Genomic DNA, 19,467 nt, shown 5'->3' on the forward strand with positions numbered 1-19,467 from the left:
ATCCGCATCAGGGACGGGTCTGCCCATGGCCGTGGACCCGATACTTGAAGGTCGTCAGCTGCTCCACGCCCACGGGACCGCGCGCATGCATGCGCCCGGTGGCGATGCCGATCTCGGCGCCGAACCCGAACTCGCCGCCATCGGCGAATTGCGTCGAGGCGTTGTGGGTGACGATGGCCGAATCGACCTCCGCCAGGAAGCGCGCCGCCTCGGCGGCGTCGGCCGTGACGATGGCATCGGTATGGTGCGAGCCGTTGGCCTCGATATGGGCGATCGCGGCGTCGAGCCCGTCCACCACCTTCACGGCGATGATGGCGTCGAGATACTCGGTGCGCCAGTCGATCTCAGTGGCGGCGGTGACCCGTGCATCCACCGCCTGGGTCGCCGCATCGCCGCGGACGCTGCAGCCGGCCTCGATCAGCGCCGTGACGAGGGGGGCGAGGTGGGTCTCCGCCACGGCGGCATCGACGAGCAGGGTCTCGGCGGCGCCGCAGATGCCGGTGCGGCGCATCTTGCTGTTGATCACCAGCGTGCGCGCCATGTCGAGATCCGCGCCGGCGGCCACGTAGACGTGGCAGATGCCGTCGAGATGGGCGAAGACCGGCACCTTGGCCTCGGCCTGGACCCGCTCCACGAGGCCGCGCCCGCCCCGGGGCACGATGACGTCGATGCAGCCGTCGAGGCCCGACAGCATGGCGCCCACCGCCGCGCGGTCGCGGGTGGGGACGATCTGCACCGCATCCGCGGGCAGGCCGGCGGCTTCCAGCCCCTCGCGCATGGCACGCGCGATGGCCATGGCGGTGCGGTGGCTGTCCGACCCGGCGCGAAGGATCGCGGCGTTGCCGGCCTTGAGGCAGAGGGCGCCCGCATCGGCGGTGACGTTGGGGCGACTCTCGAAGATGACGCCGACGACGCCGAGCGGCACGGCGATCCGCTCGATCAGCAGCCCGTTCGGGCGCTCGAACGCCGCGAGCTGGCGACCGACGGGATCGGGCAGCGCGCCGATCTTGGCCACCGCATCGGCCATGGCGGCGAGACGGCCTTCGTCGAGGGTGAGGCGGTCGATCAACGCCTGGGTCTGGCCGCTCGCCGTGGCGGCGGCGACATCGCGGGCGTTCTCGGCGAGAATCGCGTCCCGGCTCGTCCTCAGGCAATCGGCCACCTGGCGAAGGGCGACGTCCTTCGCCTGAGCCGAAGCCTGGGCGATCTTGCGGGCGGCCGCACGGGCCCGGTGGCCGATCTCCTGCATCTGCTCGGTAAGATCGGGAGCGGCGGCGAAATCGGATCTCAGATTCAGAACGGGCACGGTCTGTTTCCTCGCAGCTCACCGTTCAAGGCGATGGCGGCATGTTGACTGTGCCCTCATGCCACGCGTTAAGGCAGCAAAACAAGCACATTGCTCAATATTCGAGCCTATTCCCCGACCATTGCGAGGTCATCGCGGTGCACCATTTCAGAACGACCGGGATGAGTAAGCAATTCCGCGATCTCCCGACTCGGGCGACCGATGATCTGCGCAGCCTGTGCACTGTCATAGGCCACGAGGCCACGCCCCAGGGTGCGTCCCTGCACGTCCCGGATGATCACCGCGTCCCCGCGCCCGAAGCTGCCCGACAATCCGGTGACGCCGACCGGCAGAAGGCTCGCGCCGCCCTGCAAGGCACGGGCCGCCCCGGCATCGACCACGAGGACGCCGCGCGGCTCCAATGACCCGGCGATCCAGGCCTTGCGGGCGGCGACGGGGTTCGAGCCGGACAGGAACCAGGTGCATCGCCCGCCCTGCAGGATGGTGCGCAGGGGGTTCTTCTCGCGGCCGTCGGCGATGACCATGTGGGTGCCGCCGCTGGCGGCGATCTTGCCCGCCTCGACCTTGGTGCGCATACCGCCGCGGGACAATTCCGAGGCCGGCCCGCCCGCCATGGCCTCGATCTCGGGCGTGATGCGCTCGACGAGGGGCAGGTGCCGCGCCTCCGGGTCGGTGGCGGGGGGGGCCGTGTAGAGCCCGTCGATATCGGAGAACAGCACCAGGACGTCGGCCCCGATCATGGTGGCGACGCGGGCGGCGAGACGGTCGTTGTCGCCGTAGCGGATCTCGCTGGTGGCGACCGTATCGTTCTCGTTGACCACCGGCACGGCCCGGACTTCGAGGAGCTTCAGCACCGTGGCGCGGGCATTGAGGTAGCGGCGACGCTCCTCGGTGTCCTGCGGCGTCACCAGGATCTGGCCGGCGGCGATGCCGTGATGGCCGAGCGCCTCGGCCCAGTAGCGCGCCAGGGCGATCTGCCCCACGGCGGCGGCGGCCTGGCTCTCCTCCAGCCGGAGCGTGCCGGGCGCGTAGCCAAGCACCGTCCGCCCCAGGGCAATGGCGCCCGAAGAAACCACGAGGACATCCACGCCCCGCGCATGCAGATCGGCGATGTCCTCGGCGAGAGCCGCGAGCCAGGCATGGCGCAGGCGACCGCGCGCGCGGTCGACGAGAAGCGCCGAGCCGACCTTGATGACGACGCGGCGAAAATCCTGAAGGACGGGGATCTGGGACAAGGCGGTTTGAGCAGAAGAGGTCATGGCACGGGGGTGTAGGCGAACGCGATATCCGTGTGAACGAAGTCCTCGCCCTTGAACAGCAGCGGCAGCGCATGGGTCGGGGCGATACCGACCCGTCGCCTCACGTTATCGGACTCGGCTTTCCGCGCGAGAGAGGAATGAGGGTAACGAAAGCGGCGAATCCATCCTCCAGCATCCAGACGGTTCGGATCATGGGGTGGCGCCCATCCGGTGAAGTGATCGGCCCCTCGCACACGATCTTGGTGTCGCCTTGCGCAGTCGAGATCGTCCATGCATCCGGAGCGAGCAGAAGGTGATCGGCGAGCGAATCCTGCAGGACACGCGGCTCGCCAGCCTCGAAACCGAAGCGGAACAGAAATCTCGCCTTCGGGCCGCCGCGCGGATGATCGATATTGAGACAGTAGCAAGTCACCTTGTCCTCGCTGATCGTCAGACCACGGATCGAAGGTAGATCTCGGCTCAAGAGGCGCTACGCCGCGTGCGGGTCAACGCCCCGGCATGCACCGTCGCCACTGCTCCCTCGGGGAGCGCGAACTCGACTTCAAACGCTTCGCCGTCACGCCAGACGCCGACAATCGTCCCTGCCGTACCGACTGGAATCGTCACACCGTCATCGGTCGTCACATCCGCAAGCAGGGTCACGTCGTCCAAATCCCGGAGCGCGGCTCCCGGATCGTCTTTCCTCAGCAGATAAAGGACTTCGATAGACATCGAAGCACTCTATCGCGAGTCGCGCGGCAGACAAAACGCTCGTTTATGGCTGCCAAGCCTCCGCCGGCCGTGCCTCGGCCTCGGCGGCCTTGGCTTCCATCATCTCCCGGGTGATCGCGCGGAGGGCGTCCTGCACACCGAGGCCGGTGGCCGAGGACAGGATCAGCGGCTTCGCCTTGGAGGCCCGCTTCAGGCGCGCGACCTGCTCTTTCAGGGTGTCGGGATCGACGGCATCGGACTTCGACAGGGCGACGATCTCGTGCTTGTCGGCGAGCCCGTTGCCATAGGCTTCGAGCTCCTTGCGGACGAGCTTGTAGGTCTTGCCGGCATGCTCGCTCGTGGCCTCCACGAGGTGGAGCAGCACACGGCAGCGTTCCACATGGGCGAGGAACTTGTCGCCGAGGCCGACGCCGTCATGCGCGCCCTCGATCAGGCCGGGAATGTCGGCGAGCACGAATTCACGCTCGTCCGAGCGGACCACGCCGAGACCCGGATGCAGGGTGGTGAAGGGATAATCGGCGATCTTGGGTCTGGCCGCCGTCACGGTTGCGAGGAAGGTCGACTTGCCGGCATTGGGCAGGCCGACGAGGCCGGCATCGGCGATGAGTTTCAGGCGCAACCAGATCCACTGCTCATGGCCTTCGAGGCCCGGATTGGCGTGTTTGGGCGCGCGGTTCGTAGAGGTGGTGAAATAGGCGTTGCCGAAGCCGCCATTGCCGCCCTTGGCCAGGCGCACGCGCTGCCCGATATGGGTCATGTCGGCGATCAGGGTCTCGCCATCCTCGGCGATGATCTCGGTTCCGGCGGGCACCTTCAGCACCACATCCGCCCCATTGGCGCCGTGGCGGTTCGAGCCCATGCCGTGCTCGCCCTTCTTGGCCTTGAAATGCTGCTGGTAGCGATAGTCGATCAGCGTGTTGAGGCCGTCGACGCACTCAACCCAGACATCGCCGCCACGTCCGCCATCGCCGCCGTTGGGGCCGCCGAACTCGATGAACTTCTCGCGCCGGAACGCGACGCAGCCGGCGCCGCCGTCACCGGAGCGGACATAGACCTTGGCTTCGTCGAGGAATTTCACGGGTGTTCTCGTCTCTGTCTTGGGTTCGCTCGCGCCCGTCCCCAATTGGGGCCGGGCCTTACGCGAATCACATGCGGGTTCGGGTTCAGGCTGCGCCCTGACGGCACTTCCCGTCGAGGTTCAGGTACTGCACGCTGCGCAGGCCCGCCTCGAACCACGCCCCACCCGACTTCGTCCGGTCGTAGGCGTAGAGATTGATGACGATGGCGCCATCCGGAGACGTGAGCGTCGCCGGCACCTGCGCATCGTCGAAAGCCCAGATCGGGCGCGGCACGCCCTCACCGAAATCGGCCCGGCTAACGTCCATCTCGAACTGGCTCACCTGGGCGAAGACCGGCCGCTCGTCCTGGTCGGAGATCGCGAAGGCGAAGCCGACCTTGGGGCTTCGCCCGACGAAATTGTAGAATTCGCAATAGAGCGTCGGACTCTTGCGCGACGGCCCTGGCGCCGGTCGGGGCACCTCCGCGACAGAGGGTGCGGGCGGTTCGCGCCCCTCACCCAGGACGAAGAGGGCGAGGACGACCGAACCGACCACGGCGAGCCCCGCCAAACCGAGACCACCCTTCGTCATCGCGGGTCCGCTCCCGAGCGCCAGACTTCCGGGCGGGACCGATCGTCGAGACGACGAAAGGGAGGATGGCGCGCCATCCTCCCTTCGCTGTCGGACGATCGTCGCGCGGCTTGCCTAGGAAGGCACGCCGCTCCGCCGTGGGAGACCGTGGATTACTCCGCGGCTTCCTGATGCGGCACGACGGTGACGAAGGCGCGGCCGCGCTTCGTCAGGAACAGCACGCGGCCATCCGCCTTGGCGAAGAGGGTGTGGTCCGTGCCGATGCCGACATTGACGCCGGGGTGGAACTTGGTGCCGCGCTGACGGACGATGATGTTGCCGGCGATGACGGCTTCGGCACCGAACTTCTTCACGCCGAGGCGCTGGCCGGCCGAATCGCGGCCGTTGCGGGACGAACCGCCTGCTTTTTTATGGGCCATGGTGGCTTAAACTCCGAAATGTCTCGATCAGAACGTCAGGCGCTGATGCCGGTGATGCGCACCACGGTGTGGTGCTGGCGATGACCGCGCTTGCGGCGCGAGTTCTGACGGCGGCGCTTCTTGAAGGCGATGACCTTGGCGTCGCGGCCGTGGCTGACGATCTCGCCGGCGACGCTGATGCCCGACAGGAGCGGAGCGCCGACCTGGGTGGCGCCCGCGCCGTCCGTGAACAGCAGGACTTCGCCGAAGGTCACGGCGGAACCGGGCTCGCCCTCGACGGTGGCGATCGTGATGGTGTCGTTGGCGGCAACGCGATACTGCTTGCCGCCCGTCTTGATGACTGCGAACATCGTTCTCTCTTCGTGTTCTCTGCCGGCCTCCAGCTTAGCGAGCCTGGACCGTCTTCTTGTTCAGGTCATCCGCGACACCGATCGAGCGATGCTGCGAACGCGAAACGCGCGGACTTCGTCGAGGAAGCCGCGCGAGCGTCGGTGGATAAGCGTGGACGGGGTGATTTGTCAATGCAACGATGCCGGAGCGCCGCTCACCCCGGCTCGACTCCGGTGTCGTCCCGTTCCGCGAGCACGGCTTCCACGATGGAGGGATGGCGCGCGATGATGGCGAGCAGGATGCGTGCGGAGGCGTCGGGCCGGTTGCGGCCCTGGTCCCAGTTCTGCACCGTATCGAGCTCGAATCCGAATGCCGTCGCGAAATCCGCCTGGGACAGGTTCATCCGCGTCCGGATCTCCTTGGGACTGACCTCCGGAATTCGCAACTCGACGGCCTGGATTCCGAGTTCGGAGAATCGCGCCACGAGAGCGCCGGCATCCTCGCTCCACACCTGAGCGGCGACCGTATCGCCCGCGGCGATCCGCTGAAGGAACGCATGTGCCCGCTTGAGGGACACGCCCTGCGAGACCAGGAGGCGCGCTACATCGACCGGCCGGTCGATCTCAGCGTTCATGCGCAGCCGCAGACGAATGGGGGTACCGAAACGGGCGCTGGATGCGGCCTTTGGTATGCCCCGTCGTGCGAGTGCTTCCTTCAACGACAAGGCCATCGGATAACGAGCCGCTCTTTCCGAATAGTCACCGCTTCATCAACCCGCCCAGCACGTTCCGCAGGATCGCGTTGCCCACCTGGGTGCCCACCGTCCGCGCCATCGAGCGGGCGGCGTTGCCGATGACCTGTTCGGCGAGCCCCTGCGGCGGGCGGCGGCCTCCCTTCGCGGCGGGTTTGGAGCCGAGGACTCCGCCGAGCAGATCGCCGAGCATGCCGCTCAGGCCGCCTTCCGATTGCTGCGCCGCCTCAGCGGGAGCGGAATCCAGCCGCTTGCGAGCGGCGAGGATCTCGTAGGCGCTCTCATTGTCCACCGCCTCGTCGTATTTGCCGCGCAGCGGGCTTTTCGCGATCAGCTCGGCGCGCTCGGCCGGGCTCAGTGGCCCGACCCGGCCCTGCGGCGGGGCGATGAGGGCGCGCTCCACCATTGAGGGCGTGCCCTTGGCCTCCAGAAAGCTCACCAGGGCCTCGCCGACGGCGAGTTCGGTGATGGCGGAGGCGACGTCGAAACCGGGATTCTGCCGGAACGTGTCGGCGGCGGCCTTCACCGCCCGTTGGTCGCGGGGCGTGAAAGCGCGCAAAGCGTGCTGGACTCGGTTGCCGAGCTGGCCGAGCACCGATTCCGGCAGGTCGAGGGGGTTCTGAGTCACGAAATAGACGCCGACGCCCTTGGAGCGGATCAGCCGGACCACCTGCTCGACGGCATCGAGAAGGGCCTTGGGCGCATCGTCGAACAGGAGATGCGCCTCATCGAAGAAGAAGACCAGCTTGGGCTTGTCGAGGTCGCCCACCTCCGGCAGCTGCTCGAACAGTTCCGACAGCATCCAGAGCAGGAACGAGGCGTAGAGGCGCGGTCGCTGCATCAGCTTGTCGGCGGCCAGGATGTTTATGATGCCGCGCCCGTCGCGGTCCCGCTTCATGAAATCGTTGAGGTCGAGCGCCGGCTCGCCGAAGAACTGGTCCGCGCCCTGGTTCTCCAGCATCAGCAATTGCCGCTGGATCGCCCCGACGGAGGCGGCCGAGACGTTGCCGTATTGGCCCGAGATCTCCTTGAGGTTCTCGGTGCAGTAGAGCAGCAGCGCGCGCAGGTCCTTCAGGTCGAGGACCGGCCATTGGTTGTCGTCCGCGACGCGGAAGGCGATGTTGAGCACGCCTTCCTGCGTATCGTTGAGTTCGAGCAGCCGGGCCAGCAGCAGCGGCCCCATCTCGATCACCGTGCAGCGGATCGGGTGCCCTTGCGTCCCGAACAGGTCCCAGAACACGGTGGGGAAACGGTCGGGCTCGTAGGCGATCCCGAGTTCCTCCGCGCGCTTGACGAAGACCGGTTTCGATTCGCCCGCCGCCGCCAGCCCCGAGAGGTCGCCCTTGATGTCGGCGGCGAAGACCGGGACGCCGGCATTGGAGAACCCTTCGGCCAGGACCTGGAGCGTCACCGTCTTGCCGGTACCGGTGGCCCCGGCCACGAGGCCGTGGCGGTTGGCGAGCCTGAGCGTGAGGGCTTCCGGCTTGGTGCCGCTTTTGCCAACGAGGAGGGTGCCGTCGCTCTGCATGGTCGCCTGATCCCATCGCCTCGCGTCGCGCCCAGCGCTGCGACCCCGCGGTTATGACGCCCGGGGGACGCATTTTCCAGCAGCACCGCACCCGGCGCTTGATTTCATCGCGGACAGGCCAGATGGACTACGCACACTCATGCGTTGGAGCATCGTTACATGGAAGAGTTGATCGCCCGCGTCACCACCAAGACCGGGCTCGACGCCGCGACGGCCCAGACGGCCATCGGCCACATCCTCGCCTTCCTGCAGAAGGAAGGCCCGGCCACCGAGGTCGCCCAGCTCTTCGCGGCGATGCCCGGTGCGGATGCGGCGGCGGCCCAGGCGAACGAGGGCGAGGGCGGCGGCGGCCTTATGGGCATGCTCGGCGGCATGATGGGCGGGGGCGTGATGGCCCTCGGCCAGAAGCTGATGGCGGCCGGCGTACCCATGGGGCAGATGCAGCCCCTCGGCCGCGAACTCTTCGCCTTCGGCCGCGAGAAGGCCGGCGAGGACGTGATGGGGCCGATCGTCGGTTCGATCCCCGGCCTGAACCAGTTCGTCTGAGATCGGTTCGGCTGGCCTCTCTTCCCCGGTGCCTGAGCCGGAGAAGAGGAGAATGGGAAAGGTTCGGCGGCTACCCATGGAAGGGTCGCCGGCGAACCATTTCGGCGCGACACTAACCGTCTCTGGATTCACGCAAAAGCCTGTCATAAAAGCGTTCGGGCTTCGTGGTGATGTGACCTCGCGGATATGAGGCTCCGGCGCTCCATCGGGAGCCGGCCTCGCGGGTCCGACAGAGCGGAATGGACTGATGGTCCCGAACTTCGCACGCGATGCCTCCACGGCGTGGCTCAATGGCTGGGAGGCGCGTGTCCATGCTCCCATCGCCCGGTTCAAGCAGAAACGCCTTGAGGCGGGGCATGCGGGTTTCGCGGGCATTCCGGGACTTTCCGGCCTTCCCGGCTTCGGCGCCAGGGCGCTGGTTCCCCCCGGTGCGACGCCGATCCGGTTCAAGCCGCGCCTGAAGAAGCCCCTCGCCGCACCGGGGCTCGACCCGGTCCTCGGCCGCATCGGCGATCTCGAAGTCCGCCTCGCCACCACCGTTTCCGAGATCCGCCGCGCCCAGCGCCTGCGCTACCAGGTGTTCTACCAGGAGATGTCGGCGGTGGCCTCCGGCATGTCGCTGCTGTCCCGGCGGGACATCGACGATTACGACACGGTCTGCGACCACCTGCTGGTGATCGACCATGCGGCGACGGAGGCGAAACCCTTCCGGCGCCCGAGGCCGAAGGTGGTGGGCACCTACCGCCTGCTGCGCCAGGACGCCGCCGACCGCAATTTCGGCTTCTACACCGCCGGCGAATACGACATCGCACCGCTGCTGGCGGCCCATCCCGGCAAGCGCTTCCTCGAGCTCGGCCGCTCCTGCGTGCTCAAACCCTACCGGACCAAGCGCACGGTGGAGCTGCTCTGGGCCGGGATCTGGGCCTATGTCCAGCACCACCGCATCGACGCGATGCTGGGCTGCGCCAGCCTGGAGGGGACCGACCCGGACAGGCTCGCCCTGGCGCTCAGCTTCCTCCACCACCATGCCCGCGCCCCCGAGCCCTGGTGCGCCAGGGCGCTGCCCGGTCGCCATGTCGCCATGGACAGACTGCCGCGCGAGGTGGTGGACCCGAAGGCCGCGCTCCAATCCCTGCCGCCACTGATCAAGGGCTACCTGCGGGTGGGGGCCACCTTCGGCGACGGCGCGGTGATCGACCACCAGTTCGGCACCACGGACGTGTTCGTCGTCCTGCCGGTCTCGGCCATCGCCGCCCGCTATATCGGCCATTTCGGCCCGGCCGCGAACAAGCGCGCGGCCTGAGCCCCCCGGTAGGTTTACATCGCAGAACCGGGGGACACTTCTGCGAAACCTGGTTAGGCCGCCGCGCTCACGCGGCGGGATTTCAGGTAGGCCGCGACCTCGTTGGCGGGGAGCGGCCGGCTGAACAGGAAACCCTGCACCTCGTCGCAGCCCTCGCTCCTGACGAGTTCGAGCTGCTCGGTCGTCTCGACGCCCTCGGCCACGATCCCCATGCCGAGCCGCTCGCCGAGGCCGACCACCGCGCGCACGATGGCCGCCGCGTCCGGCTCCGCGATATCCTTGATGAAGGCGCGGTCGATCTTGATCTTGTCGAAGGGAAACCGACGGAGATAGCTCAGCGACGAGTATCCGGTGCCGAAATCGTCCAGGGCGATCTTGACGCCCAGTCCCCGCAGGCGGTGCAACGTCGCCACGACGCCCTCCGGGTCCCGCATCAGCGCGCTCTCGGTCACTTCGAGTTTGAGCCGATCCGTCGACAGGCTCGCCCCGTCGAGGGCGCTCGACACCGAGCGCTCGAGGTCGTGCTGGAACTGCACCGTCGAGACGTTGACGGCGACGCGGATCTCGTCCGGCCACGTCATCGCCTCGCGGCACGCCTCCGCCAGGGCCCAGGCGCCGAGCGACATGATCAATCCCGTCTCTTCGGCCACCGGAATGAATTCGCCGGGCGAGATGAGCCCCCGCTCGGGGTGATGCCAGCGCATCAAAGCCTCGAAGCTCGTGACCCTGTCGGTCACGAGGTCGATGACCGGCTGATAGACGAGGAAGAAGTCGCCCCGCCGGATCGCCTCCTTCATGTCGAAGGCGAGAAGGTGCCGCGAGGAATGGCGCGCGGCCAAGGCGGGCTCGAACAGCCGATAGGTATCGCGCCCGATCGTTTTGGCCTCGTAGAGCGCGATATCCGCCCGCCGGAGCAGGTCGTCGACGGTAATGGCCTCACTCGGCATCATCGCGGCGCCGATGCCGACACCGATCTCGACCACCATGCCGTCGATCTCAATGGGTGCGCCGAGAACCGCGATCACGTGCTGGGCAATCGCATCGGCCTCGTGCGGACCGCCGAGCCCTTCGAGCACGAGCGCGAATTCGTCGCCCCCGAGCCGGGCCACGGTACCACCGGAGCCAACGGCTTCGAGCAGGCGATCGGCGACGATGCGGAGGAGACGGTCGCCGCCGCTATGGCCCAGCGTGTCGTTGACCGCCTTGAAGCCATCGAGATCGCAGGTGAGGACCGCGACGGTGGAGCGGCCCTCGCGGGGGCGCATCACGGCCCGGTCGAGACGGTGGCGAAGCAGGCGGCGGTTCGGCAGGCCCGTCAGGTCGTCATGCAGGGCCAGATACTCGGCCCGCGCCTCGGCTTCGTGGCGATGGGTGATGTCGATCTGGGTTCCAACCGCACGCAGGGCCCGGCCGGTGCGGTCACGCTCCACGACGCGACCGCGGGTCAGGACCCAGAACGACGTGCCGTCGCGGCAGACCACGCGATGCTCGCACTCGCAGGTGGAGGTGAGGCCTCTGACATGCTCGGCCATGGCGAGGGTCAGGCGCTCACGATCCCCCGCATGGACGATGTGATCCATCGGTTGGCGGGCCTCGATGGCATCGACGGCGTAACCCAGCCGCGCCAACCAGCGTTCGGACATCCAGATCGTCCCGTTGGCGAGGTTCGAATCCCAGATCCCCTCCACGCCGCTATCGAGCGCGAGCGCGAGACGCTCCTCGCCCAGCCGCCTTCTCCCCTCGCTCGCGCGCAAGGCCCGCACGGATCTCAACCAGCCTTTCAGGACGATGCGAGGGCCGGACCGTCCCGCATCCGCGCCGCAGAAGGCACGGCCGGGGAAATGAGTCCGGCGAGACATGTCCGTGGGCAGATTCCCGGTGGCGGGGCGGGCATCGGTTGATGACGGTCGCATCCGCCAAGCGACTGTTCGAAGCCACGCGGCGATCTTCAGCGGCGACGCCATCGCTTCACTCATCGACCGGCAAGTCCGAGGCGGATGCAAGTCTGAGGCGGATGCAAGTCTGAGGCGGATGGGAGAATCGCCCGCGCCCGCGCGGGCTGAACGCATTTTGCTCCGACCATGAACCGTGTGCCGCCACGACCCGCTTTCCATTCGATGGCGATACTTGCGCAAAACCGCCAGAATCAGCCGGTGCCCCCCTGCTTCAAGCACCGTTATGCGAAGAGCGCCTTAATGAGAAGTCAATGTGACCGTGAAATAGCGCACTTGACTTGCATTCAAATTGCCGCACCATATTTTAAGGCAAGTTTCTACAACAATCTAAAAATCTACCGGTATAGATGCACTAGACGTGACTTTGCCTATACGACACATTTATTATAAACCGATGTTAGTATGCAGAGGATGGGGCCAAAATTGATCGATGACCGGATCGCACACGGCTCCGATGAATCAAGACATGAATACCGCAATTCCATAGATCAGCGCGAATTCGAGCCGAGATGAATTCTTCCTCAGCAGATAGAGAAAGTCTTCGCAAGAAACCTAGCAGCCCGCCTCGAATTTTTTTACAGCCCGATCCGAAAACCGGTCGCGCAAGGGAGATTCCTACGGTCGAGGCCCGATTAAAAATAAACTGAAATCATTCATTCCGCCGTAGATCATCCATGCCTGAGCAAAGACGCAGTCGCGACAACAGACGCTTCGCTGCCATTCGGCTCCCTCCTGTGAGGGAAATGACCGAAATCTGCGTCGTCCTCGCGATGGGATATGTTCTCGAACGTCACGCCCTGGCATCGGCCACCAGCGCGGCCAGGCCCTCGCGGTAAGTCGGATAGGCGAGATCGACGCCGAGCTCCTCGCGGATCAGGCGGTTCCGCACGCGCTTGTTCTCGCCGTAGAAGCTGCGCGCCATCGGGCTCAGATCCGCCGTCTCGAAATCGATCTCGGGCGGCAGCGGCAGGTTGGCGAGGCCGGCGGCGTATTCGGTCACCACTTGCGGCGGCGTCGGCTCGTCGTCGGTGACGTTGTAGACCGCCTGCGCCCTCGGCCTGTCGATGGAAGCGAGCAGGGTCGTGGCGATGTCGTCCACATGGATACGGTTGAACACCTGACCCGGCTTGATGATGCGCTGCGACTTGCCCTCGCGCAGCTTCACGATGGGGTTGCGGCCCGGCCCGTAGATGCCGGACAGCCGAAACACCTGCACGGCCTTGCCGGTCTCCTGCCCGAAGGCGAGCCAGGCCTTCTCCACGGCGATGCGGCCATGCGAACGCCCGCTCGTGGGGTTGGGCGGCGTCGTCTCGTCGATCCACGCACCCTGCTGGTCGCCGTAGATCCCGATGGTGGAGAGATAACCGATCCAGCCGATCCGGCTGCCGGCGATGGCGTCCCGGTAGTGGGCCAGCACCGTGTCGCCGTCGCGGGACGGCGGTGCCGAGACCAGCAGCACGTCCGTGTCGGCGAGGTCGCCCGCGATCCGCGCGTCGTCCGTCTCGGGGCCGAAGCCGCGCAGGGCGACGTCGCCGAGGCCGGCGCCCGGCCGGGCAGGGTCGGTGACGGTGGCGCGGATCTCGCCGAACCGCCCTGCCGCGCGCTCGACGAAGCGGCGCGCCGTGAAGCCCAGACCGAAGACGAAGAGGTTCATGCCGTCGTGTTTCCCGCGTGATCGAGTGCCGCGTGCCATTCGGCGCCGACCTCGGCATCGGTTTCGCCGATGGCGTGGCTGTTGAAAAGGCCGCGCATCGCCGCCGCGTCGGTGAGGCGGCTCGACGCCCAGACCGCCATGCCGCGCACCAGGGGCGACGGGTCGGAGAGACAGCGTTCGGCCTCCCGAGCGAGCGCCGGATCGCCGGAATTGCCGATCGCGATGAGGACGTTGCGCAGGAAGCGGTCGCGCCCCGTGCGCTTCACCGGGGTTCCGGCGAACCGCGCCCGGAAGGCCGCATCGTCGAGACGCGCCAGTTCGGCGAGGGGAGGCGCGGCGAGGTCGGCCCGCGCGCCGAGGCGCGCCTCCGAGGCGGCGGCGGCGAACTTGTTCCAGGGGCAGACGGCGAGGCAATCGTCGCAACCGAAGACCCGGTTACCGATGGCCTCGCGGAATTCGGGCGCGATCGGCCCCTCGTGCTCGATGGTGAGGTAGGAGATGCAGCGCCGCGCATCGAGCTGGTAAGGGGCGGGGAACGCGGCGGTCGGGCAGATGTCGAGGCAGCGCCGGCAGGAGCCGCAATGGTCGGACTCGGCTGAATCCGGCACGAGATCGGCGGAGGTATAGATCGCCCCGAGCAGGAGCCAGTTGCCGTGCTCACGCGAGATCAGGACCGTGTGCTTGCCCTGCCAGCCGAGGCCCGACGCGGCGGCGAGCGGCTTCTCCATCACCGGCGCGGTATCGACGAAAACCTTCACCCGCACGTCGCCCTTGGCGGAGAGGTAGCCGCCGAGCTCCTTCAGCTTGCCCTTCACCACATCGTGATAATCGCGGCGCTGGGCATAGGCCGCGATGGCGCCGCGATCCTTGAGGGCCAGCAGCGAAAGCGGATCGGCCTCGGGGCCGTAGTTCATGCCGAGCATCACGATGCTGCGAACGCCCGGCCAGAGAACCGCCGGATCGGCGCGCTGGTCCGCGCGCTCCACCATCCACTCCATCTCGCCGTGATGCCCGGCGGCGAGCCAGGCCGGCAGCCGCTCGCGCAGGGCCGGCACCGCATCGGGGGTGGTCACCCGCACCGCGTCGAAGCCGAGATGCCGGGCGCGGGCCTCGAGCGCCTGCCTCAGGGCAACGCCGGAGAGAATTTTGCGCTGCTCACGGCGGCCGGCCGCCTGCTTGCCCTCTGCCCGGAACTGGCCCGAAGGGGCGTTCAGAAATCCAGGTCCGCGTAATGATCCGCCGGGGCCATGCCCGGCACCCGGTCCGCCAGCAGCGTCCGGAAGGAGGGGCGCGATTTCAGCCGCGCGTACCAGTCCCTCGCCGTTTCGTCCTCGTCCCATGGCACGTCGCCGAGATAATCCACGCAGGAGAGGTGGGCCGCGGCCGCGAGATCCGCATAGGTCAGATGGTCGCCGGCGATCCATTTCCGGCGGGACATCAGGTAGCCGATATACTTCATATGGTAGCGCACATTGGTGCGCGCCGCACGAATGGCATGCATGTCCGGCGGACCGCCGCCATTGGCGCTGGTCATGAAGCGCTTCGAGATCTTCTCGGTGACGAGATAGCCGGTCACCTCGGCATCGAACTTCACCAGGAACCAGTCGAGCAGGCGGCGGACCTCCACGCGATCGGCGGTGGCCTCCGGCAGCAGCCGGCGCCCGGACAGGCCGAGGCCGCGGGTCTCGTCCAGATATTCGGCGATGATGCCGGCCCCCGGCACCGCGAGCCCGGTCTCCTCCACCAGGACCGGCGTCGTCCCGGCCGGATTGATGAGGAGGAACGCCTCGCGCCGGTCCCAGACCCGCTCTTCCACGAGTGCGGGCTCCATGCCCATCTCGCTGAGCACGAGACGGATGAAGCGCGAATGCGGACAGAAGGGGGAGTGGTGAAGCGTCGCCATAGAGGCCGTTTCGAAGGGGATGGAACCGCGGGACGCGCCGTATCGAGACCGCCGGTGGGTGAGGGTCGCCAGTCGAGACTTATTGCCCGATCATTGCCGCCTCATTAACACGCTGGACATGTTCCGGTAACCGCTCGTCAACTCTGATCGCCGACACCGTCCGGCGACCCCGCGCTCCCACCCCACAACAACCGAGGCGAGACATGATGGATGCCATGAGCATCGTGAAGGCGGTCGTGCTCGCCGTCGTCGAAGGCGCCACCGAGTTCATTCCGGTCTCCTCCACCGGCCACCAGCTCCTGGTCGGCCACTTCATCGGCTTCCAATCGCCCAACAACACGTTCGAGGTGCTGATCCAGCTCGGCGCGATCCTGGCGATCCTGGCCGTCTATTTCCGCCGCCTCCTCGGAATCGCCGTGGCGTTTCCGAGCGATCCGAACGCGAGGCGCTTTGTCCTCGGCATCCTGCTGGCCTTTCTGCCGGCGGCGATCATCGGCGGCCTGTTCTCGAAAGCCATCAAGTTCTACCTGTTCAATCCCTGGATCGTCTGCGCCACCCTGGTGGCCGGCGGCCTCGTCCTTCTCGTCCTCGACGAGACCGACCTCGAGGTGAAGAAGCGCGACGTCTTCGACTTCACCCTGCCGATGGATTTCAAGATCGGCCTGTTCCAGTGCATCGCGATGATCCCCGGCGTGTCGCGCTCAGGCGCCACCATCGTCGGCGCGATGCTGATGGGAGCGGACAAGCGCTCGGCCACCGAGTTCTCGTTCTACCTCGCGATCCCGACCATGGCCGGCGCCTTCGCCAAGGACCTCCTCGACAATTACAAAAACCTCTCGCAGGACGATGCCGGGCTCATCGTCATCGGCTTCGTCGTGGCCTTCCTCTCGGCCTTCGTCGTGGTCCGCACCGTGCTCGACTACGTCTCCTCCCACGGCTTCCGGCTGTTCGCGTGGTGGCGCATCATCGTCGGCTCGCTCGGCTTCGCGGGGTTGATCCTGTTCGGCTGACGAACCCGCCTCGCGGCTCCGGACCCGCGCTCGTGCCGGGACCCCGGGGCCCAGGCGCGGGCAGCAGGCTCGGGATGCAGCAGGTTGGGGACTTGGCTCCGACCTTCGTTTTTCTTTGAGTCCGCGCTGATTTCTTTGATGAGTCGGGCGTGTTGCCCGGCAAGCCTCGCCGTGCGAGGGCTGTCGCCGACAGCGTCCGGCCACGCGCGGCCGGCGGAAGCGTGCGCCAAGGCCCTGACGATGGACAATCGCCCCCTCGCCGACCTGTTCCCCACGCCCACCCGTGAGCGGTGGCTCGGCCTGGTCGAGGGCGTGCTCAAGGCCGGCGATTTCGAGAAGCGCCTGGTCTCGAAGACGGCGGACGGCATCCGGATCGAACCGCTCTACGAGCCCGCCGCGCCGGTGGCGCAGCCCATGCGCGCGCCCGGCCCCTGGCGCATCGCCCAGCGGGTGGACCACCCGGACGCGCAGGCCGCCCACGATCTCGCCATGGCCGATCTCGAAGGCGGTGCCGATGCGCTGAACCTCGTCTTCGCGGGCGCCGTCTCGGCGCGCGGCTTCGGCCTCGCCGTCGACGACGTCCCGGCCCTCGACACCGCCCTGTCGGGCGTGATGCTCTCTCTCATCGCGACGCGGCTCGATGCCGGCGGGCGGGGGCTGGAGGCCGCCCGCCTGGTCAAGGCTTTGGCCGCGCACCGCAACGAGGATCTCGGCAGCCTCGACCTCGATCTCGGCCTCGACCCGATCGGCACGCTCGCCGCCACCGGCCGCCTCGACGCGACGCTCCCTGAGATCGGCGCGGCGGTCTCGGCGCTCCTGTCGGAGTTCGACGGAGCCGGCTTCACCGGCCGCGCGATGCTCGCCGACGGGCGCCCCTATCACGAAGCCGGAGCCAGCGAGGCGGCGGAACTCGCCGCCACCCTCGCCACGGCCGTCGCCTATCTGCGCATGCTGGAGGCCGGCGGGCACGACCTCGCCCGCGCCCGCGATGCCGTCGCCATCCTCCTCGTGGCCGATGCCGACGAGTTCCTGACCATCGCCAAGTTCCGCGCCATGCGCCGCCTCTGGGCGCGGGTGGAGGCCGCCTGCGGGCTCGACCCGAAGCCGCTGCGCCTGCATGCCGAGACCGCGTGGCGGATGATGAACCGGAACGACCCGTTCGTGAACATCCTTCGCACCGGCATGGCCGCCTGTTCGGCCGGGCTCGGCGGCGCCGATTCCGTCACCGTCATCCCCTACACCGCCTCGCTTGGCCTCGCCGACGCCTTCGCCCGGCGTGTCGCCCGCAACAGCCAGATCGTCCTGATCGAGGAATCCAACCTCGCCCGCGTGGCCGATCCGGCGGCAGGGGCCGGCGGGTTCGAGGCGCTCACCGAGGAACTCACCACCACGGCCTGGGCCGCCTTCCAGGCGATCGAGCGGGAGGGCGGCATCGTCGCCAGCCTGCAGGCCGGCGCGATCCAGGCCCGGATCGGCGAGACCCGCGCCACCCGCGCGAAGAACGTCGCCACGCGCCGCGAGCCGCTCACGGGGGCGAGCGAGTTCCCCTTCCTCGCCGAGAAGCCGGTGACGGTCCTCGACCTGCCGCCCTCCGATGTCGTGGCGCCCGCCTTCGCCCTCGGCGGGGCCGGGACGACCACCTGCGAGGCCCTGCCCTCCTTCCGCCTCGCCGAGCCCTACGAGGCCCTGCGCGACGCCTCCGACACCTATCTCGCCGAGACGGGGCGGCGCCCTCGGGTGTTCCTGGCCAATCTCGGGACGGTCGCCGTCTTCAACGCCCGCTCGACCTTCGCCGCCAACGCCTTCGGGGCCGGCGGCATCGAGGCGGTGAACGAAGAGGGTTTTTCGGAGAGCGACGCGCTGGCCAGGGCTTTCGCCGCATCCGGCGCGCGCATCGCCTGCCTCTGCTCGTCGGACGCCCTCTACGCCACCCACGCCGTCGCGGCGGCCGAGGCTCTGAAGAAAGCGGGCGCGACGACCGTGTACCTCGCCGGCAAGCCCGGCGATCTCGCGGAGGGGCTCAAAGCCGCGGGGGTCGATGCCTATCTGCACGCGGGAGGTGATCTCCTCACGCTGCTTCAGGCCGCCTTGGGCGAAGCCACGACAGCGTGAACCGCAACCGATACGCGATCAGGGACGTTCCCAGCCCCGATCACGTCCTTGCAGAACAGGCTACGATGCGACGCTTCCTCCTTGCCGCCGGCTCCCTCGCCCTCCTCACGACGTCCCTCGGGACCACCGAGGCGGCCACGCGGAAAGTCTCGGTGCCCAACCGCTACGACGGCGCCTGGAGCATCGAGGTCATCACCCAGGACGGCCCCTGCGATCGCGCCTATCGCTACGGCGTCCGGATCGCCAAGGGCGAGGCGAGCTATCCCGGCGGCGATTTCGACATCCGGGGGCGCGTCTCCGGCAACGGCTCCGTGCGGGCGACGATCATGCGCGGTTCCGACGGTGCCACCGTGGTCGGCCAGCTGGATCGCGGCGGCTACGGCAGCGGCACATGGACGAGCAACGGCGCGATCCGCTGCTCCGGCCGCTGGAACGCCGAGAAGCGGGGCTGATCCGGCCCCTGTGATCGGCCGGGCACAGTCGGCTCACGAAATCTCGCATCGCAGGTTTCGGGGCGCACCGTGCCCTGTTCCTGTCCAAGTCTTCGATGAATACTTGGGGCGAATCGATTTCGATCGACCTCGAGGTATGTGCGCGATGAAAGCTCGGCTGCTTGGCGCTCTCTTGACCCTTGTCGCGACGGCGGGTGCCGCGAACGCGGCGCCCCGCACACCCGGACACGCCCATGCGGCCATGGCGCCGCTGGAGCGCGCCGCCACGGATTGCTTCGCCGAGACGGTGATGGCCAACCCGGCCGCCATGCGCCACGCCCGGGCGGGGCGCTGGTACGAGGCGGCGGGAATCATCGGCTTCCTCTGCCGCCCCGAGGTGGATGCGATGATCCGCACCCATGACCGGCTCTTCGGCAACGGCACCGGCCAGCGCTATTTCAAGGCCGCCTATACCCGCCATCTCGGCGGCGAGCTCGCCATGCGCCTTCAGCCGATGCTGGAACGCACGGCGGTGGCGACCGCCGAACCGCCCGCCGACAGGACCGCCCCGGAAACCGGCGACAAGGCCCAGTAGCGGTC

Annotated in this window: 21 protein-coding genes; 6 read left to right on the forward strand and 15 right to left on the reverse strand. The window is 67.8% G+C overall.

Features of this window, described 5'->3' with window-relative positions; translation table 11 throughout:
• Window positions 1-7 precede the first annotated feature (7 nt).
• The 11 genes from ASF32_RS00965 to ASF32_RS01010 form a co-directional block, all read right to left on the reverse strand.
• The gene (locus tag ASF32_RS00965) at window positions 8-1,306 is read right to left on the reverse strand and encodes a glutamate-5-semialdehyde dehydrogenase (RefSeq protein WP_056422310.1); all 1,299 of its coding nucleotides are present in this window, start codon (window positions 1,304-1,306) and stop codon (window positions 8-10) included.
• Window positions 1,307-1,413: 107 nt separating this feature from the next.
• Window positions 1,414-2,565 carry a glutamate 5-kinase gene (gene proB, locus ASF32_RS00970; protein WP_056422313.1) on the reverse strand — a complete coding sequence of 384 codons (1,152 nt, stop codon included), beginning with the start codon at window positions 2,563-2,565 and terminating at the stop codon, window positions 1,414-1,416.
• The gene (locus tag ASF32_RS25700) at window positions 2,562-2,669 is read right to left on the reverse strand and encodes a type II toxin-antitoxin system VapC family toxin (protein WP_162239882.1); all 108 of its coding nucleotides are present in this window, start codon (window positions 2,667-2,669) and stop codon (window positions 2,562-2,564) included. Before ASF32_RS25700 ends, proB begins: the two co-directional genes overlap by 4 nt.
• Window positions 2,666-3,028, reverse strand: a complete 363-nt coding sequence (locus ASF32_RS00975; RefSeq protein ID WP_056454680.1) for a DUF6883 domain-containing protein — start codon at window positions 3,026-3,028, stop codon at window positions 2,666-2,668. Before ASF32_RS00975 ends, ASF32_RS25700 begins: the two co-directional genes overlap by 4 nt.
• Window positions 3,025-3,276 carry a DUF4926 domain-containing protein gene (locus tag ASF32_RS00980; protein ID WP_056422320.1) on the reverse strand — a complete coding sequence of 84 codons (252 nt, stop codon included), beginning with the start codon at window positions 3,274-3,276 and terminating at the stop codon, window positions 3,025-3,027. The genes ASF32_RS00975 and ASF32_RS00980 overlap by 4 nt, the downstream gene beginning before the upstream one ends.
• 43 nt (window positions 3,277-3,319) lie before the next feature.
• A complete protein-coding gene (gene obgE, locus ASF32_RS00985) occupies window positions 3,320-4,354 on the reverse strand; it encodes a GTPase ObgE (RefSeq protein ID WP_056422324.1) in 1,035 nt (344 codons plus the stop codon).
• An 85-nt stretch (window positions 4,355-4,439) separates the two neighbouring features.
• Window positions 4,440-4,925 (reverse strand): hypothetical protein, encoded by a 486-nt coding sequence (locus ASF32_RS00990; protein ID WP_056422327.1) that lies wholly within the window; start codon window positions 4,923-4,925, stop codon window positions 4,440-4,442.
• Window positions 4,926-5,077: 152 nt separating this feature from the next.
• Window positions 5,078-5,344 (reverse strand): 50S ribosomal protein L27, encoded by a 267-nt coding sequence (gene rpmA / locus ASF32_RS00995; RefSeq protein ID WP_056422330.1) that lies wholly within the window; start codon window positions 5,342-5,344, stop codon window positions 5,078-5,080.
• A gap of 35 nt (window positions 5,345-5,379) precedes the next feature.
• Complete coding sequence (gene rplU, locus ASF32_RS01000) at window positions 5,380-5,694, reverse strand: 50S ribosomal protein L21 (protein WP_056422333.1); 315 nt, start codon at window positions 5,692-5,694, stop codon at window positions 5,380-5,382.
• Window positions 5,695-5,888: 194 nt separating this feature from the next.
• The gene (locus ASF32_RS01005; RefSeq protein ID WP_156467627.1) at window positions 5,889-6,308 is read right to left on the reverse strand and encodes a hypothetical protein; all 420 of its coding nucleotides are present in this window, start codon (window positions 6,306-6,308) and stop codon (window positions 5,889-5,891) included.
• Window positions 6,309-6,432: 124 nt separating this feature from the next.
• Window positions 6,433-7,953 carry a helicase HerA-like domain-containing protein gene (locus ASF32_RS01010; protein WP_056422337.1) on the reverse strand — a complete coding sequence of 507 codons (1,521 nt, stop codon included), beginning with the start codon at window positions 7,951-7,953 and terminating at the stop codon, window positions 6,433-6,435.
• Between the two features lie 159 nt (window positions 7,954-8,112).
• Between ASF32_RS01010 and ASF32_RS01015 the strand changes: the two genes are divergently transcribed.
• The gene (locus tag ASF32_RS01015) at window positions 8,113-8,499 is read left to right on the forward strand and encodes a hypothetical protein (RefSeq protein WP_056422339.1); all 387 of its coding nucleotides are present in this window, start codon (window positions 8,113-8,115) and stop codon (window positions 8,497-8,499) included.
• 247 nt (window positions 8,500-8,746) lie between these two features.
• A complete protein-coding gene (locus ASF32_RS01020) occupies window positions 8,747-9,802 on the forward strand; it encodes a GNAT family N-acetyltransferase (RefSeq protein WP_056422346.1) in 1,056 nt (351 codons plus the stop codon).
• 53 nt (window positions 9,803-9,855) lie between these two features.
• On the opposite strand, the gene ASF32_RS01025 is transcribed toward ASF32_RS01020, so the two are convergent.
• The 4 genes from ASF32_RS01025 to ASF32_RS01040 form a co-directional block, all read right to left on the reverse strand.
• Window positions 9,856-11,661 (reverse strand): GGDEF domain-containing phosphodiesterase, encoded by a 1,806-nt coding sequence (locus tag ASF32_RS01025; RefSeq protein ID WP_056422347.1) that lies wholly within the window; start codon window positions 11,659-11,661, stop codon window positions 9,856-9,858.
• A gap of 886 nt (window positions 11,662-12,547) precedes the next feature.
• Complete coding sequence (locus ASF32_RS01030; protein WP_056422350.1) at window positions 12,548-13,411, reverse strand: SDR family oxidoreductase; 864 nt, start codon at window positions 13,409-13,411, stop codon at window positions 12,548-12,550.
• The gene (gene queG, locus ASF32_RS01035) at window positions 13,408-14,538 is read right to left on the reverse strand and encodes a tRNA epoxyqueuosine(34) reductase QueG (RefSeq protein ID WP_082490350.1); all 1,131 of its coding nucleotides are present in this window, start codon (window positions 14,536-14,538) and stop codon (window positions 13,408-13,410) included. Before queG ends, ASF32_RS01030 begins: the two co-directional genes overlap by 4 nt.
• An 83-nt stretch (window positions 14,539-14,621) precedes the next feature.
• Window positions 14,622-15,314, reverse strand: coding sequence for a glutathione S-transferase family protein (locus ASF32_RS01040; RefSeq protein WP_018041671.1), 693 nt, complete (start codon window positions 15,312-15,314; stop codon window positions 14,622-14,624).
• Between the two features lie 206 nt (window positions 15,315-15,520).
• Here ASF32_RS01040 and ASF32_RS01045 point away from each other — a divergent pair, with 206 nt between their 5' ends.
• From ASF32_RS01045 to ASF32_RS01060, 4 genes are all read left to right on the forward strand, one after another.
• The gene (locus ASF32_RS01045; protein ID WP_056423249.1) at window positions 15,521-16,324 is read left to right on the forward strand and encodes an undecaprenyl-diphosphate phosphatase; all 804 of its coding nucleotides are present in this window, start codon (window positions 15,521-15,523) and stop codon (window positions 16,322-16,324) included.
• Window positions 16,325-16,564: 240 nt separating this feature from the next.
• Window positions 16,565-18,436 carry a methylmalonyl-CoA mutase family protein gene (locus ASF32_RS01050; RefSeq protein WP_056422353.1) on the forward strand — a complete coding sequence of 624 codons (1,872 nt, stop codon included), beginning with the start codon at window positions 16,565-16,567 and terminating at the stop codon, window positions 18,434-18,436.
• 65 nt (window positions 18,437-18,501) lie between these two features.
• Entirely contained in the window at window positions 18,502-18,888 is a 387-nt protein-coding gene (locus ASF32_RS01055) for a hypothetical protein (protein WP_056422356.1), read from the forward strand.
• A gap of 145 nt (window positions 18,889-19,033) precedes the next feature.
• The gene (locus ASF32_RS01060) at window positions 19,034-19,462 is read left to right on the forward strand and encodes a hypothetical protein (protein ID WP_056423250.1); all 429 of its coding nucleotides are present in this window, start codon (window positions 19,034-19,036) and stop codon (window positions 19,460-19,462) included.
• The last annotated feature ends 5 nt before the right edge of the window (window positions 19,463-19,467 follow it).

Origin of the sequence: Methylobacterium sp. Leaf91, from assembly GCF_001422815.1 — a bacterium.
Lineage (GTDB): Bacteria > Pseudomonadota > Alphaproteobacteria > Rhizobiales > Beijerinckiaceae > Methylobacterium.

Excerpts from the sequence above, each read along its gene's own strand:
- ASF32_RS01020 (WP_056422346.1), top strand. The coding sequence starts at position 8,747 with ATGGTCCCGAACTTCGCACGCGATGCCTCCACGGCGTGGCTCAATGGC.
- ASF32_RS01060 (WP_056423250.1), top strand. The coding sequence starts at position 19,034 with ATGAAAGCTCGGCTGCTTGGCGCTCTCTTGACCCTTGTCGCGACGGCG.
- ASF32_RS01025 (WP_056422347.1), bottom strand. The coding sequence starts at position 11,661 with ATGTCTCGCCGGACTCATTTCCCCGGCCGTGCCTTCTGCGGCGCGGAT.
- ASF32_RS01045 (WP_056423249.1), top strand. The coding sequence starts at position 15,521 with ATGGATGCCATGAGCATCGTGAAGGCGGTCGTGCTCGCCGTCGTCGAA.
- ASF32_RS01010 (WP_056422337.1), bottom strand. The coding sequence starts at position 7,953 with ATGCAGAGCGACGGCACCCTCCTCGTTGGCAAAAGCGGCACCAAGCCG.
- ASF32_RS00980 (WP_056422320.1), bottom strand. The coding sequence starts at position 3,276 with ATGTCTATCGAAGTCCTTTATCTGCTGAGGAAAGACGATCCGGGAGCC.
- ASF32_RS00990 (WP_056422327.1), bottom strand. The coding sequence starts at position 4,925 with ATGACGAAGGGTGGTCTCGGTTTGGCGGGGCTCGCCGTGGTCGGTTCG.
- ASF32_RS01005 (WP_156467627.1), bottom strand. The coding sequence starts at position 6,308 with ATGAACGCTGAGATCGACCGGCCGGTCGATGTAGCGCGCCTCCTGGTC.
- ASF32_RS01040 (WP_018041671.1), bottom strand. The coding sequence starts at position 15,314 with ATGGCGACGCTTCACCACTCCCCCTTCTGTCCGCATTCGCGCTTCATC.
- rpmA (WP_056422330.1), bottom strand. The coding sequence starts at position 5,344 with ATGGCCCATAAAAAAGCAGGCGGTTCGTCCCGCAACGGCCGCGATTCG.
- ASF32_RS01030 (WP_056422350.1), bottom strand. The coding sequence starts at position 13,411 with ATGAACCTCTTCGTCTTCGGTCTGGGCTTCACGGCGCGCCGCTTCGTC.
- rplU (WP_056422333.1), bottom strand. The coding sequence starts at position 5,694 with ATGTTCGCAGTCATCAAGACGGGCGGCAAGCAGTATCGCGTTGCCGCC.
- proB (WP_056422313.1), bottom strand. The coding sequence starts at position 2,565 with ATGACCTCTTCTGCTCAAACCGCCTTGTCCCAGATCCCCGTCCTTCAG.
- ASF32_RS01055 (WP_056422356.1), top strand. The coding sequence starts at position 18,502 with ATGCGACGCTTCCTCCTTGCCGCCGGCTCCCTCGCCCTCCTCACGACG.
- ASF32_RS01015 (WP_056422339.1), top strand. The coding sequence starts at position 8,113 with ATGGAAGAGTTGATCGCCCGCGTCACCACCAAGACCGGGCTCGACGCC.
- ASF32_RS01050 (WP_056422353.1), top strand. The coding sequence starts at position 16,565 with ATGGACAATCGCCCCCTCGCCGACCTGTTCCCCACGCCCACCCGTGAG.